Source organism: Actinomycetospora cinnamomea (assembly GCF_003096675.1).
Classification (GTDB): Bacteria; Actinomycetota; Actinomycetes; order Mycobacteriales; family Pseudonocardiaceae; genus Actinomycetospora; species Actinomycetospora cinnamomea.
In genome coordinates this window covers 121453-134096 of sequence record NZ_QEKW01000009.1, presented here as the reverse complement: position 1 = coordinate 134096, position 12644 = coordinate 121453, and the positions used below count along the sequence as shown (strand labels likewise).

The 12644-nt window shown below is 73.0% G+C and carries 16 protein-coding genes; 4 read left to right on the top strand and 12 right to left on the bottom strand.

The genetic code is table 11. The annotated features are described in order from the left end of the window. Positions 1 to 3: 3 nt before the first annotated feature. The 9 genes from C8D89_RS17820 to C8D89_RS17780 form a co-directional block, all read right to left on the bottom strand. Positions 4 to 360: a hypothetical protein gene (locus C8D89_RS17820; protein WP_116709467.1), complete on the bottom strand. Its 357-nt coding sequence runs from the start codon at positions 358 to 360 to the stop codon at positions 4 to 6. Beyond that, positions 357 to 1082: a hypothetical protein gene (locus tag C8D89_RS17815; RefSeq protein WP_207787287.1), complete on the bottom strand. Its 726-nt coding sequence runs from the start codon at positions 1080 to 1082 to the stop codon at positions 357 to 359. Before C8D89_RS17815 ends, C8D89_RS17820 begins: the two co-directional genes overlap by 4 nt. Next, positions 1079 to 2533 (bottom strand): hypothetical protein, encoded by a 1455-nt coding sequence (locus tag C8D89_RS17810; protein ID WP_116709466.1) that lies wholly within the window; start codon positions 2531 to 2533, stop codon positions 1079 to 1081. Before C8D89_RS17810 ends, C8D89_RS17815 begins: the two co-directional genes overlap by 4 nt. 167 nt (positions 2534 to 2700) lie before the next feature. Then, positions 2701 to 4602: a type IV secretory system conjugative DNA transfer family protein gene (locus C8D89_RS17805; RefSeq protein ID WP_116709537.1), complete on the bottom strand. Its 1902-nt coding sequence runs from the start codon at positions 4600 to 4602 to the stop codon at positions 2701 to 2703. Next, the gene (locus tag C8D89_RS17800; RefSeq protein ID WP_116709465.1) at positions 4602 to 4919 is read right to left on the bottom strand and encodes a hypothetical protein; all 318 of its coding nucleotides are present in this window, start codon (positions 4917 to 4919) and stop codon (positions 4602 to 4604) included. Before C8D89_RS17800 ends, C8D89_RS17805 begins: the two co-directional genes overlap by 1 nt. A 16-nt stretch (positions 4920 to 4935) precedes the next feature. Continuing rightward, positions 4936 to 5484 carry a hypothetical protein gene (locus C8D89_RS29355; RefSeq protein ID WP_165825777.1) on the bottom strand — a complete coding sequence of 183 codons (549 nt, stop codon included), beginning with the start codon at positions 5482 to 5484 and terminating at the stop codon, positions 4936 to 4938. After that, the gene (locus C8D89_RS30780; protein ID WP_165825776.1) at positions 5481 to 5903 is read right to left on the bottom strand and encodes a WhiB family transcriptional regulator; all 423 of its coding nucleotides are present in this window, start codon (positions 5901 to 5903) and stop codon (positions 5481 to 5483) included. Before C8D89_RS30780 ends, C8D89_RS29355 begins: the two co-directional genes overlap by 4 nt. Then, positions 5900 to 6139 (bottom strand): hypothetical protein, encoded by a 240-nt coding sequence (locus tag C8D89_RS17785; RefSeq protein WP_116709536.1) that lies wholly within the window; start codon positions 6137 to 6139, stop codon positions 5900 to 5902. Before C8D89_RS17785 ends, C8D89_RS30780 begins: the two co-directional genes overlap by 4 nt. Continuing rightward, complete coding sequence (locus tag C8D89_RS17780; protein ID WP_116709463.1) at positions 6139 to 6423, bottom strand: hypothetical protein; 285 nt, start codon at positions 6421 to 6423, stop codon at positions 6139 to 6141. Before C8D89_RS17780 ends, C8D89_RS17785 begins: the two co-directional genes overlap by 1 nt. Positions 6424 to 6621: 198 nt before the next feature. Between C8D89_RS17780 and C8D89_RS17775 the strand changes: the two genes are divergently transcribed. The 4 genes from C8D89_RS17775 (at position 6622) to C8D89_RS17765 (ending at position 9499) form a co-directional block, all read left to right on the top strand. Further along, the gene (locus tag C8D89_RS17775; protein WP_116709462.1) at positions 6622 to 7686 is read left to right on the top strand and encodes a hypothetical protein; all 1065 of its coding nucleotides are present in this window, start codon (positions 6622 to 6624) and stop codon (positions 7684 to 7686) included. Further along, a complete protein-coding gene (locus C8D89_RS29345) occupies positions 7673 to 8821 on the top strand; it encodes a hypothetical protein (RefSeq protein ID WP_165825775.1) in 1149 nt (382 codons plus the stop codon). The genes C8D89_RS17775 and C8D89_RS29345 overlap by 14 nt, the downstream gene beginning before the upstream one ends. Beyond that, on the top strand, positions 8739 to 9227 hold the full coding sequence (locus tag C8D89_RS29340; RefSeq protein ID WP_279323391.1) for a gamma-glutamylcyclotransferase family protein: 489 nt from the start codon (positions 8739 to 8741) through the stop codon (positions 9225 to 9227). The genes C8D89_RS29345 and C8D89_RS29340 overlap by 83 nt, the downstream gene beginning before the upstream one ends. A gap of 77 nt (positions 9228 to 9304) precedes the next feature. Continuing rightward, positions 9305 to 9499, top strand: a complete 195-nt coding sequence (locus C8D89_RS17765; protein WP_116709461.1) for a hypothetical protein — start codon at positions 9305 to 9307, stop codon at positions 9497 to 9499. Here the strand turns inward: C8D89_RS17765 and C8D89_RS17760 are convergent. The 3 genes from C8D89_RS17760 to C8D89_RS17750 all read right to left on the bottom strand — a co-directional run bounded on the left by C8D89_RS17760 (position 9487) and on the right by C8D89_RS17750 (position 12307). Then, positions 9487 to 10431 carry a hypothetical protein gene (locus tag C8D89_RS17760; RefSeq protein WP_133251952.1) on the bottom strand — a complete coding sequence of 315 codons (945 nt, stop codon included), beginning with the start codon at positions 10429 to 10431 and terminating at the stop codon, positions 9487 to 9489. The two genes, C8D89_RS17765 and C8D89_RS17760, sit on opposite strands and share 13 nt — an antisense overlap. 314 nt (positions 10432 to 10745) lie before the next feature. Next, complete coding sequence (locus tag C8D89_RS17755; RefSeq protein ID WP_116709459.1) at positions 10746 to 10973, bottom strand: hypothetical protein; 228 nt, start codon at positions 10971 to 10973, stop codon at positions 10746 to 10748. Between the two features lie 104 nt (positions 10974 to 11077). Then, complete coding sequence (locus C8D89_RS17750; RefSeq protein ID WP_165825773.1) at positions 11078 to 12307, bottom strand: sigma-70 family RNA polymerase sigma factor; 1230 nt, start codon at positions 12305 to 12307, stop codon at positions 11078 to 11080. Positions 12308 to 12644: the final 337 nt, after the last annotated feature.

Genomic DNA, 12644 nt, shown 5'->3' with positions numbered 1-12644 from the left:
CGATCACTCCGCGTCGGCGTCGCCGGCAGCGTGCGCGGCGTCGTGGTCGTCGCCGTGCCAGCGGGTGAGTTGCTCGCGGCGGGCTTGGTCCTGGAGGGCGCCGTCCTGGTGGGCGGCCCCGCAATTCGCGTCCCGGACTTTGATGGGCCGTCCTACGGGGTCGCGCGCCGCCTCGCGGTCCAGCTCGGCGACCGCGGCGCGGAGGTCGTCGAGAGAGCCGCAGAAGCAGTGGAACTGGTCCGGCGCGATCGCGCTCATGTGCGCGAAGTAGATGTCGCTGAGGCGGTCCCACTCGGTGCGCTCGGCGGCTTCGCATGCGCGCTGCTCCGCGCGACTCTCGGACTGGTCGGCAGCGGTCATCGCGCCAATCCCTCGCGGCCGCCGGTGCCGTTCATGGCCGTGCTGATGCCGGCCCCGTTCGGCCGGTTGGTGTCCTCGGCCGCTGGCTCCGGGGGCGCGTCATCCCGAGCGGCGGCCCACCACCAGGCGATCGATGTCGCCGCGTCGGCTCCGGGGACAGGCGTGGCGCCGAGCGGGGCGCTGTTCCACCCGGGGCGGGTCTGGTGCCGTTCCCGCGAGCACGACGCAACCGAGGTCTTGAGCCGGCGCACGACCCCGGGGCGCTGGCGGTCGTGCCAGTCCCCGGCCAGTTGGACCGACGCGCCCCGGCCCTCGTAGGCCGCGCGCCATGCGTGCATGAGCCAGAGCAGCTCCTCGACGACGTCGGGGTGCCAGAGCCAGCACTCGGGCAGCACCGCGACCCCGTCGGGGTAGCGCAGGAAGACCGCGTACAGCCACCGGCAGAGCTCGCCGAGCAACGCCGCGAGGGCTTCGGAGTCGGTCGGCGCGGCCAGCCACGAAGACGCGACGGTCGGGCCGGGCCGTGCGGGCACGGCGGCGACGGCGTCGGCGAGCTGGGCGACGGTGCGGGCCAGGTCGTCGACCCGCGTCGGCGTCCCGACGAGCGCCTCCAGGCCGCGACGCAGGCCGTCCACCTCACGGGCGAGGCCGGCGAGGGCCTCGACCCGGGCGAACTCGTCGCCGCCGGTCCCGCCGGGCTGTCCCGGTGGGCGGCGGGTCACCGGGCCCACCCCGGCTCGCCGTCACCGTCGCCCCGCGTGTCCAGCTGCACGTCGGTGGCGCGGTGATCGTCGTCGTGCCAGCGGATCAGCTGGTCGCGGCGCTCACCATCAACGCTCGCTTCCCGACCGGCGATCGTGGCCCGCAGGTCCTCGACGCGCTGGCGCAACCGCTCGGGGCCGTCAGGTTGCGGCGCGTCGTCCGCGGTGACGGGGCCATGAGCACCGGCCGCCTTGGTGGTCACCGCACCGGTCGACGACCCGCCGCTCCTGCTGTCGTCGAAGCCTTCCTTGTGGGCGACGTTCTCGGTGACGTGGCGGTCCTCGCCGTGCCAGTCCTGCACCAATCCACGGTCCGGCTCGTCGCGGCCGATGCGAGGTAGGTCGTTGAGGGCGTCACGCTCGGGCAGCGGGGCGAGCTCGGCGAGGGCCTCGAGGCGTCGGTACTGCGCCCACGCGTAGGGGTCGTGGTCGTGGGCCCAGTCGGAGTGGATCGCCCGCTCGCGGGCGTCATTCAGGGCGTCGTCGACTTCGGTGCTCGGCGGCAGCGACCAGCCCGCCGCGGGCGGGGTGTTCTCCTCGAGCCACGCGGTGCGTGCCACGGCTTCGGCGTCCGAGGCGGGCTCGCGCCAGTCCGGGTCGCCGTAGTCCGCGGCCGGGTTGAACGGCGAGGTCTCGCCGGGCCGGCTGTCGAGGTATGCCTCGTGCTCGCCCGCGGTCCACCGCGCCGGCGGCGTCGATTGGCCGTTGCGGACCTGCTCGGCCAGCGTCGCGCGCTCGTCGGCGGCCAGCGGGCGGACGCCGCCGAGCGCGGTCCGGTCGAGCAGGACGAACCCGTCTCGCTCGGCGATCGCGGAGGACGCCTCCCAACCGACCGCGCCCTGATTCCCCGCCGCGGGCAGCCCGTCGAGGCGGACGACCTGCCCGGTGTCGGGGTCGGTGTAGACGTCGGTGTCTGGGTCGTAGCCCGCGACATCGAGCCCCGCGGCCTGGGCCAGGCTCTGCGCGCGGTCCGCGCGCTCCCCCACCGTCAGCTCGCCGCCAGCACCGCGCGCGGCGGCGGTGCTTGGGATGCGGTCGGCGGCGAGGTCGAGGGCGTGTCCGCTGGACGGCAGCGCGGTGTCGAGCTGCTGGCGCCAGGTGGCGGCCTCGGCGGCCAGCGCGTGGTCGTCGTCCTCGCGGACCAGCCCGATGTAGCCGGCCACCTGCGCCGGCACGCTGACCGGAGGCTGCCCGGCGGCGCGGCGCTCGGCCTCGTCCCACGCGGCGTCGAGGTCGCGCAGCGCCGCGGCCTGGTCGGCGGGGCTGCCGGTGTGGGCGATCTCGTCGCAGTAGGCGGCCCGTGCGATGAGCTCGCGGTCGGTGAGTTGCTCGGGTGGCAGGGTCGGGTCCGGCGTCGGCCATGCGGTCTCGGCCTCGACGGTGCGGGCGTGCTCGTCGGTGGGCTCGTTCATCCAGGGCTCCTGTACGAGTGCGGCGCGCTCGACGCGGTCGAGGTCGTGCCGGGGTTCGTCCGCGCGTCGAGCGGTAGCGGTAGCGGTCGTGGTCGAACTCGGGGCCTGCCGTCAACGCGGCTGCCTCCGCGCGCTCGACCTGCTGGGCGGCGGCAGGTCGGGAGTGGTCATCGCGACCACGTCCGATCACCGCGGTGCTCGTGGTCGTGCTCGCCGAGCACGGGAGGGGCGACGGGCTCGACATCGATCACCAACGGCGGCCCGTCCTGCGTTCGTGCAGGGGGCGCCGAGCTCGTGGTCCGCCGGCAGGCGTTCACCAGCCAGCGCCACCAGGCGTCAGTGCCAGCGATGCGGCGGCGCCGCGGGTCGGCGACCCGACGCCGCAGGGCGGCGAGTCCGACCTCGGCCCACGCGCGGGTGCGCTGCCACCGGCCTCGCCACCCGGTCGCGACCTGCTGACGCTGGGCGCGCACGTCGCTGCGGGTCCAGGCCATGCGCGCCCGGCCGATCACCGGGGCGATCCCGCGCCGGTAGACCACGACCTTCCCCGCCGGGAGGTTCGCGATCTGCGCCGGTGCGAGCACCGGCACCTTGCGCACCGTCCGCGAGGCGACTCGCCCGCGCATGTCGGTGGTGGTGATCCGCTCGTCGCGCTCGCCGGCCAGGGTGGACCAGAAGTGCAGGTCGGCCTGGTCTCGAGTGCCGCCGAACAGCAGCACCGAGCCGGTGTTGTTCAGGATCGTGGCGGTCTTGTGCTCGCCATAGCGGGCGAGCAGCTGAGCCCGCGATTGGAACGGGGCGATGATCGTGACCCCGCGCCCGCCCATGTCCGCGGTCCAGTTCTCCAGCGGCACCGGACTGATCAGCGCGGCCTCGTCGAGCGCCAGCAGCAGCGGCGGGTCCAGCCGCCCGGATGGCTTCTGCACGGCAAGCCGGCGGGCCTCGCGGGCGATGTGCCCGGTCAGCGCGCACACCAGCGGGCCGGTGTCGGCCTCCTCGGCGCCGAGCAGGAACACCGTCGCCCGCGCCTCGAGCAGCTCCTCCACATCGAAGTTGCGCCCGGACGCCGCGGACGCGGCAGCGGGATGGTTCAGCCACCCCAGCGCCGGCATGATCGAGTTGGTGATGCTGGTACGGGTGCGGTCGTTGGTCTCGACGAACTGCTCGGCGGCCTTCTCGAACGACTCCACCTGAGACCGGCGCAGCAACGCCGGCACCTCACGCGAGGCACGAGCGTTGTCCGCGACCCACCCGAGCACGTCGCGCATCGACCCGCCCCCGAGCGCCGCGGCGTGTAGCAGCGCCGCCAGCACCCGGCGGGCCTGGGCGTCCCACCGCTCCGCGTCCCCGTGGGTGGCGCGGGAGGTGGCGGACACCATGTCGGTGGCGCGCTCCATCGCGGTCACCGGGTCCGTGCAGCCGGTCAGCGGGTCGAAGCTGATCGTCGAGCGCAGCCCGCCGAGCCCGACCGGGTTGAACACGAACACCGGGCCGCGGTTCTTCTGCCGGATCGGGGCGCACAGCTCGAGCAGGTCGGTCCGGGTCGAGGTCACGACCGCCGCACCGGGGGCGTCGAGGACCCGGCCGGCGAGCCAGCCGGTCTTGCCGGTGCGCGGGCCGCCGAAAACCAGGGTCACGTCCTCGACCGAGGACCACACCCGCTGCAGCCCGACCCGGCACAGCTCCACCCCGACCGCCGAGGTCGGCGTCGCCCACCCCTCGCGGCGCAGCAGCGGCCCCAGCGACGGCCTCACCGTGCTCCCGCGGCGTCGTGTCGCGACCGTGCCCGCGTGCCGCGCGATGTCGATCGTGGACGCGACCCCCGCGCGGCGTCGCGACCGCGCCGACCATCGCGTGACCGTCGCCCGCGACCGCGACCAGCGATGCCACACGACCAGCGCGAGCACGGAAGTCCCGACCAGCAGCGCCGGCCACGACAGCGCCTGCAGCAGAGTCGTCGCCGGCAGCGCCGCCAGCGCCCCGCACACCATCGCCGGCCGGATTGCCCCGCGCGTCAACGACACCGCTGTCGCCGCGACCAGCAGCACCAAGATCACGAGTGTGCCCATCACCGTGACCACCCGCCGTGGCCGGACGGGGCGCGATCAGCCCCGTCGGCGAGCCAGTAGCCACCGTCGCGATGGCCGAGCTGGAAGCGCGCGCCGTCGCCGAGCATCCGGCGTGCCCATCCCTGGGCCGCCTCGTCGGTCATGAGCTCGTCGGTGCGGCCGACCAGCACCGCGTCGACGAACAGCGCCCACGTCACCGGCCCGCCGGCCGGGACCTCCCCCAACGGCAGCCCGAGCATCGTGGCCGCGACATCGGCACGGACCAGCTCCGTGCCCAGCAGCAGCGGCGCGGTCTGCCCCAGCGCTGCGGTGGGCACCGACCTCCTGCGACCTCTACTCCTCGACATGGGACCCTCCCTCCGTCTCGCGGCGCCACGCCTGCAGGGCGGCGGCCCGTCGGGTGCAGCCATCGACGTGGCCGGTCTCGCGGTCGTCCGGGTGTGAGGCGAACGGGCCGGTGTCCCGCACACGTCCTCGGCACGTCGTGCACGTCCACACCGCCGACCCAGGGCAGCCGGGCTCGCAGGACGGCGCGGGCGGGCGATGCTCGACCAGCCACTCCCACGCCGCCTCAGCGCGCGTCCCGCCCTCGACGAGGGCGGCGGGCAACTCCAACGCCTCGCCGACGTCGTCCCAGGTACGACCGGCACCCCGGGCGCGCAGCGCCCACTCCCGCAGCTGGCCCGCGGCGACGTCGGACACCAGGCGCCCCGCGCGCACCCCGGCCAGCGGGTCGTCCAGCGCCGGACGTGACAGCTCGTGGAACCCCTCGATGGGCTCCCGGTGCTCGATCGAGTCGAACGCGGTCACCGCCACTCCGCGCACGAGCTCGCGGGTCCTCCACGCCGCCTGCTCACGCCGGCTCACCTCGGGCGCGCTCATCGGGCACCTCCCTCGGCTCCGGTCTGCTGATCACGGCGCAGTCGGGACGCCCAGCGCTCGACGGTCCGCACGCTCACGCCGAACAACCGCGCCACCTCGGGATGCGGCCGGCCGGCCTCGAGGAGCGCGCGCCACCGCGGAGCGCCCAGGCCGGTCGCGGGGCGCAGGTGGCGGCGTTCCTGCTCGGTCAGTCCGCCGGCGATCCCGTAGGGCATGCGGCGCAGCGCTTCGGCGAGACAGCTCGACCGCACGGGACAGCGACGACAGACCGCCTTGGCAGCCATGACCTGGGCCTGGTAGGCCGGGCCCAGCGACGCCAGGGGGAAGAAGAGCTCAGGATCCTCGCCGCGACAGGCCGCCCAGGCTCGCCAGTTCTCGCGCGCTGCGCCCGCATCGGTGCCGGGCGTGGAGGGGTTCATCGCGGCCCTCCCTCGGCATCGGCGTCTTGCGTGCCCGACAGGGCCGGGGTGGTGGCCTGGTCGACCGTCGACATGAGCGTGGAGATCGCTCCGGGCAGGCTCTGTCCGGCAGGAGTGCCGATGAAGAGCACCAGGGCGACCAGCGAGAACACGACGGCGCCGGCGGCGGAGCGGGTCTTGGCGCAGATGAAGGCGCCGAGGATCGCGAAGAGGATCAGAAGGCCGACGCTGGGCATCACGCGCCTCCCAGCATCTGGCTGTCGGGGTGCGCCATCGCGGACGCGGCGTCGGACCCGGCCGCCCACGCCTCGGCGATCGCCCGGTTCACGTACCAGCGGTTACCGATACGGCGGGCCGGGAGGACGTGAGGAATGAGCCGCCGAATGCGTTGGCAATTCGTGCTGGCCGAACCGTTCTTCCCGACCTCACCGAACCAGAGGCGCGCCACCTCCTCCACGGTGATGAGTAGTCCGCTGTCGCCGCGCTCGATGACCTCGGGCGCTTTCTTGCGCTCTTCCATGTCCGCTCCCGCTCTCACGTCCCTCGTGCTGCGGCCCTGACGGCCACCACCCGTTGACGTGCTGAACGGTGCTGTGACGAGGCGTCGCGTTGCGACGCCTCAGATGTCGCATCTCCGCCGTGAGCGTCTCCCGACGTTGCGTCCGTGTCTCGTTTCGTCGTACAATTGACGCTTCCGGGAAAGAGTTGGGGAGTCGGAATGGCCGATCCCGTTGTCCTGCGCGACCTACTTCGCGAGAAGCACTGGCAGAAGTACCAGACGTTTCTTCGTGAGTACGACAAGGCCGCGGCGAGCATCGACAGCTCGTTGGTGGGCACGGCGCCGAGTCGTGCGCAGCTGCACCGTTGGCAGTGCGGTGAGCTGAAGGGCCTGCCGCATCCTCAGCACTGCGAGGTCCTCGAGGCGATGTTCCCGGGCCGCAAGGCGGCCGAGATGTTCGTCCCCGCTCAGCGCAGTGCCGCGCCCAGCACCGCCGACCTCGCGGCCGCCGTCGGGGACGGCCTCGAGGGCGTGGCCCCGGTTCCTTCGGCGTGGTCGACGCCCCTCCGTCCCGTGCCCGAGTCCTCCGGCCCGCTGCCGGCCAAGACGCTTCGTGGTCCCGCCCACGACCAGGCCGAATCCCTGGCGAGAGCGCTCCAGCTCCTGGGCAAGCGCCGGCGCATCCCCGACGAGGAGATCGCGGAGCTGGCACTCCTCGCCGGCCACCTCGTCGACCTGGAGATGGAGTGCACCATCGACATCGAGCCCGACGGGTGGTCCTCGGTCACCTACCGGTTCGAGCTCCTCAACCTGACGAACGCACCGATCAAGCGCCTCCTCCGGGAGCAGTGGTTCGAGAACACCGACGGAGTCCGCATCGAACCGCATCCCGACGGTGAGCGACGGGTCTCGATCCAGCGGCTGCACGACATCGGCAACATGACGAAGTTCGCCTGCGTGCTCTCGCCGCCGATCGAACCGGGCGGTATCGGAACGGTCTCATACACTTCCCGCGGGGGCCGCTTCGTCCATGACCATTATTGGCAACAGTCCACTCCGCGGAACACTCGGCACCTCACGCTGACGATTCGTCACCGCGGCGTGGACATGCTGGTGGGTTGCACCGCCGTAGAAGACCAGCCGGATGGCGCGCAGGTCTCCGCCATCGATGACCTGTTCTGCGTCGAGGACGACGAGGGCGCACTCATCACACTGACGCGCGATTATCTCCAGCCCGGCCAATCGGTAACGATTCGATGGGAGGTCGCACGTGGGGGATCGTGACCGCTTAGAACGGCTCGTCCGCGGGTGGCACGACCTCGAGAAGAAGGCCGGCTCGAGCGCGGTCATCGACTTCGACTGTGCGCCCGATGTCGTCGGGGATGACGTCCAGGACAGGTTGGATGTTCTCGACCGTCTCGTCGCGTTGCGGTCCGAGGTCCACGGGGACGACGTCGGTGCCGTGCTGGACGCCCACCTCGCCTACCTGCGGGCGTTGCTCGGCGAACGACTCGCCCTCACCGAGTACGTCGACCTCACTCAGGGCTCGCGCACCAACGGCTGGTCGCCCGACTATGTCGCTGCGGTCGGCGACGTCGCGCGCCGCGCTCTCGCGGACGTCGACGTCGCGTGGGACAAGCAGACGCGGACTGCTTTCGACGCCTTGAGCCCCACCGTACCGGCGGAGGACGCCAGCGACGTGATCCGCGATTACGCGCGCGAGTACGAGGCGCAGGTCAGGAGTCTGACGGGGGCGGAGACCACCTTCGAGCTCGACGTGGAGACGGTGGAGGTCGACGCATACTGGTCGTACTGGCTGGACGGCGATGGCCGACGAGCTCGGCTGCGGATCAACCGGCGCAACGCGTCCTTCACCCAGGTCGACGCCTACCGCTTCGCGCTCCACGAGGTGCTGGGGCACGCGCTGCAGTACGCCAACCTCACCGACGTCTCCGAGCACGCGGAGACGTCTTGGCCCCGGCAGCTGGCCATCCACTGTCCACACCAGGTCCTCTTCGAGGGCCTGGCGCAGGTCCTTCCTCTCGCGGCGAGCCCGGACGACCCCCTCGTGCAGGCGCGGACCCGGCTCGACCACTACGTGCAGCTCGTCAACGCCGAGCTCCACCTCATGGTCAACGCCGGCGCCAGCGCGTCGGCCTGCCGTGACCACGCGCTGTCGAGGTTGCCGTTCTGGCGACCGGCCGACGTCGCGTCCGCCCTTCGCGACCGGTCGCTCGATCCCCAGCTGCGCTCCTACCTCTGGGCGTACCCGGCCGGCATCGACTGGTTCCTCAACGTGCACGATCACGGCGGTAGCCTCCTCGCGGAGGTTCTGCATGCCGGTTACCAGCGACCGCTTGTCCCGCGCGAGCTCGAGCAGCTCTGGCCCGCCGGACCGCGGATCGGCGGGAACGCCTGACCTGTTCGTCTACGGCACCCTCGCGCTCGACGACGTGGTGCGGACGTTGATCGACCGTGTTCCGGCAAGCGAGCAGACGAGCGCTCCCGGGTGGCGGGCGGCGCGGCTGCCGGACCTGCCGTACCCGGGTCTCGTCCGAGACCCCGAGGCCGAGGCGACGGGTCGGGTGTACACCGACCTCAGCGAGACCGAGTGGAGCGTCCTCGACGCCTTCGAAGACCCGACGTACTCCGTCGAAGTCGTGCGCCTGAGGTCGGGACGGTCGAGCCTTGCCTACGTCTGGCCCGACGAGGTGCTGGACGACAGCTGGACGACGGGCTCGCTCGTGGGCGCCGACATGCAGGCCTACCTCGAGCGTTGCTCCCGTTGGCGCGCCGGCTGGGAGACCCGCAGCGGAAGTGGCTGAGCGCCGCCTCACCCGCTCGCGCGACATGCCGGTGTCGTCTCCCCGTCGATGTCGGTGGTGCTTCCTACCGTTCCTCCGTGCCCGAGGACTCGCCGCAGGGAGAAGACGCCCGCCCGCTCACCGTGCTCGAGCGGCTCGTGCACGCCGGCATCGGGGAGGAACGGGCGCGCACCTGGATCCACTCGGGTGGTGCTCGGGTCGATGGCGAGCCCGTGACCGATGTGGACTACCCGGCCGCGCCTCCCCGCCGCGTCGTCCTCTACCCCGCGTGACTCCTGAAGTCCTCTCGGCCTCCACGCGACTCAGCGGTCGGTGCTGAGGCGAGCTGTTCGAGGAAGCGGTCGAGACCGACGCGGTCGTAGAGGTCCTTGGCGTCCTCTCCGAGCTCGCCGACGAGCACGCGGGCGTGGGGCAGGGCGACGACGAGGCGGGCGAGGCAGGCGAGCCCCGCGTCGTCGTGGTCGGGGACGATGACGACGTCGGCGCCCTCGAGGACCCGGGTGAGGGTCTCGACGGGTGGGCTGCCAGCACCCCCGGCCCAGGTGGTCGCGTAGACGCCGTGCAGGGCGTCGCAGGAGGACTCGCTCTCGCAGAGCACGACACTCTCGCTGGCGGCCGCGGCCATGCGGACCTCGTCCTGACGGTAGAGGGGCAGGTCTGCCTCGCGGGTGCCGAGCAGGCCCGGGACCCACTCCCCCCGCGCGTTCCGCGACTCCCACCGCATGGTCTTGGAGCCGTCGGCTCGGCGCATCCGTTGCTTCGCGTGGTCGGGGCCGTAGAGGTGCCAGGCCTCGTGGCGGTAGCCGGCCCTCTCCGGGTGGGCGGCGTTCTTCAGCTCCGGCCATTCCCGACGCAGCCCGCGGAGGTGGACGTAGCGGCTGGGGGTGATGTGCGGCGGCCGTTGCAGGTGGTTGGGGCGCAGCCCGAGGGCGCGCAGGACGGCGGTGACCGAACAGCCGGCGTGGCAGTGGAGCCAGGCGCCTCGATCGTCGTCGCGACGGCCGATCGCGAGGGCGGCGGAGTGCAGCCCGGTGTGTCCGTGCGCGGGGCACTGCCACTTAAGTCCGGCACGGCGGCAACCCATGGCCGCGAGCACCTCACCGAGCCAGTGTTCGGGCGAGGGCGTCGGCGTGCCGGGACTGCTGCGTTGGCTGGGGACCCGCGTTGTCGGGCTCGACGTGGTGCGGGCCTCAGTGTCGGTCATGACGTTCTCCTCGGACTTGTTGAGAGGGTCCCCGTCCGAGCGGTGTCCCGATCCGCGTGTGGTGCAGATCGGGGCTCGGGATGATGGGTGGAGGCGCGCTGTCTGCCTCCACCACCCAGCGGGCGCGGTGCGGGCTGCGGAGGCTCGTGGTCCAGTGGCCGGACGCAGTCCGGTCGCGTTGCGACGCGCGGCGCCCTTGACCGCGAGGGCGGCCCGATCAAGCTCCGCCGGGTCCCGACAGGAACAGGGACAGCGACGCGAAGCGGCTCCGCCGCCGGTCCGGAGGGTCGCTCGGCCCGGGCGGCCTTGAGCCCTCACTCGATACCGCCCTGGTCGCGGACGAACTCGGCGACGGCGAGGGCTTCGAATGCAGCAGCGGCGGTCGAGTCCCAGGGGGCCAGGTCGGCGAGCTCCTCGCCGGCGAGCGGATCACCGTCGAGGGCGGCGGCGAAGAGCCGGCCGACGTAGCAGCGTCGCGGCGCGGCCGTGTCGTCCTCCGAGCGGCCAGCGGTGGTGGTCGGCGGAGTGCCGTCGTAGCGCATATCGGTTGGAAGGTCGGAGCCGCGCTCGGGTTCCTCGCCCGCACGGCCCTGTGGACAGGGGCCTCCGGAGCGGCGCCCTCGTTGCGAGGGCGCCGCCCGGCGGGTCAGAGCGGGAACCGCAGACCCCTCGCAGCGGCGGCGGCGCCCATAGCCGCGCGGGCACGGGCGCGCCGGGACTTGAGGGTGCCCTCGGCGACCTCGAGGCGGGAAGCGGCCGCACCGATGTCGAGGCCCTGCAGGTCGACGAGTTCGACGGCAGCGCGCTGCGCGGGAGTTAGCACCGCCAACAAGTCGTCGAGGACTGCGGTCGCCTCCATCTGTTCGACCGTTCCGGGGGCCTCAGAAGGACCGTCGAGAGCGCGCCGCATGTCGGTGGCGACCTGTGCCGGGTCGCCGAACAGCTCAGCCGGGCGGGACTGGGCCCGGCGGGTCGCGTCGAGGGCGGCGTTGTGCGCGATGCGGTAGAGCCAGGTGCCGACGGCGGCATCCCCGCGGAAGGTGTCGGCCTTCGTCGCCACCTTGATCCAGGCGTTCTGCACCGCGTCGTCGACCTCTCCGCGCGCGCCCAGCACACGACGGGCCGCGCCGACCATGACGTCGTGGTACCGGGTCGCCAGCACCGCCAGCGCGCCACGGTCGCCGTGCTCGGCGTAGGCGCTCAACAGCTCGCGGTCCCCCCGCTCGTCGTCGGCGGACGCAGCGACGCGTCCGGTCGTGGGCGTCGTCGCCCTGCGGGCCAGGTCGCTCGGGTGGCACGCCGCGACGGCGTCCGCCGTCCCCGGCTGGCTCAGCGCCGGCGTGCTCCGCTGCGGCGCGGGCTCCACGTCGTCAGGGCGGAGGAACGGCGCGGGAGGAGCGGTCGGTGAGGTGAGAAGTCGCGCGCAGTGGGTCCAGACCTCGGCGAGTCGGCGGGCGGCCACACGGTCACAGATCTGCCAGAGCACCGGTCCCACGCGGACCCAGACGTGGGCGGGAACGATCTGCCCGCTGATCTCGCGGCGGGGCTGGTAGCCGACGGAGCTGGCAGCCGGGGTGTCGTACCGAAGGAGCAGGGTCGGCGGGTACGTGCCGGGCTCGATGCCCAGCCAGGTCAACGACGCGGTCCAGGCGAGCTGCTGGCGCTCGGCCAGGGCCAGGGCATCGGTGAAGGCTCGCGCGATCCCCGCCGCAGCATCGCCGGTGGTGACGTAGGTCAGCGTGTCACCGGCGCGGACCCCGATCTGCTGGGACGGGGTGCCGTAGTGGTGGGCGAACGCTTCCGTGGCGAGCCGTCCGGCCACCCGGGTGGTGACCGAGCGGATGACCGAGGTGTGCGAGCTGGGGTCGACGGACATGCGAGCCTCCTGGGCCATGGCCGGGGCTGGTGGGCCCCGGGGCGATAGGTGGAGGCGCTTGCCTGCCTCCACCGCCCGAAGGGCGCCGACCGGGCCGCCGAGGCTCGCGGTCAAGGGCCGGACGCAGTCCGGTCGCGCAGCGACGCGTAGCGCCCTTGACCGGGAGAGCGGCCCGATCAAGCTCGCCGGGGCCCACCAGACCTCGCCGCGCAGCGGCGTCCGCGCGGGCCGAAGGCCCTCGGCGGGTGAGCGCCCGATCGCGCGTGCCGTCACCGCCGCGTCGACCGAACTCGCGAACCTCGTCGCCGATGAGTACTGATCCTCAATGTTGCGCTGA

Bases quoted from the DNA above. Each gene is read 5' to 3' on its own strand.
- C8D89_RS29340 (WP_279323391.1), top strand. From the start codon at position 8,739: ATGCCGGTTACCAGCGACCGCTTGTCCCGCGCGAGCTCGAGCAGCTCT.
- C8D89_RS17755 (WP_116709459.1), bottom strand. From the start codon at position 10,973: ATGCGCTACGACGGCACTCCGCCGACCACCACCGCTGGCCGCTCGGAG.
- C8D89_RS29355 (WP_165825777.1), bottom strand. From the start codon at position 5,484: ATGAGCGCGCCCGAGGTGAGCCGGCGTGAGCAGGCGGCGTGGAGGACC.
- C8D89_RS17760 (WP_133251952.1), bottom strand. From the start codon at position 10,431: ATGACCGACACTGAGGCCCGCACCACGTCGAGCCCGACAACGCGGGTC.
- C8D89_RS17810 (WP_116709466.1), bottom strand. From the start codon at position 2,533: ATGAACGAGCCCACCGACGAGCACGCCCGCACCGTCGAGGCCGAGACC.
- C8D89_RS17785 (WP_116709536.1), bottom strand. From the start codon at position 6,139: ATGCCCAGCGTCGGCCTTCTGATCCTCTTCGCGATCCTCGGCGCCTTC.
- C8D89_RS17775 (WP_116709462.1), top strand. From the start codon at position 6,622: ATGGCCGATCCCGTTGTCCTGCGCGACCTACTTCGCGAGAAGCACTGG.
- C8D89_RS30780 (WP_165825776.1), bottom strand. From the start codon at position 5,903: ATGAACCCCTCCACGCCCGGCACCGATGCGGGCGCAGCGCGCGAGAAC.
- C8D89_RS17750 (WP_165825773.1), bottom strand. From the start codon at position 12,307: ATGTCCGTCGACCCCAGCTCGCACACCTCGGTCATCCGCTCGGTCACC.
- C8D89_RS17820 (WP_116709467.1), bottom strand. From the start codon at position 360: ATGACCGCTGCCGACCAGTCCGAGAGTCGCGCGGAGCAGCGCGCATGC.
- C8D89_RS17805 (WP_116709537.1), bottom strand. From the start codon at position 4,602: ATGGGCACACTCGTGATCTTGGTGCTGCTGGTCGCGGCGACAGCGGTG.
- C8D89_RS17780 (WP_116709463.1), bottom strand. From the start codon at position 6,423: ATGGAAGAGCGCAAGAAAGCGCCCGAGGTCATCGAGCGCGGCGACAGC.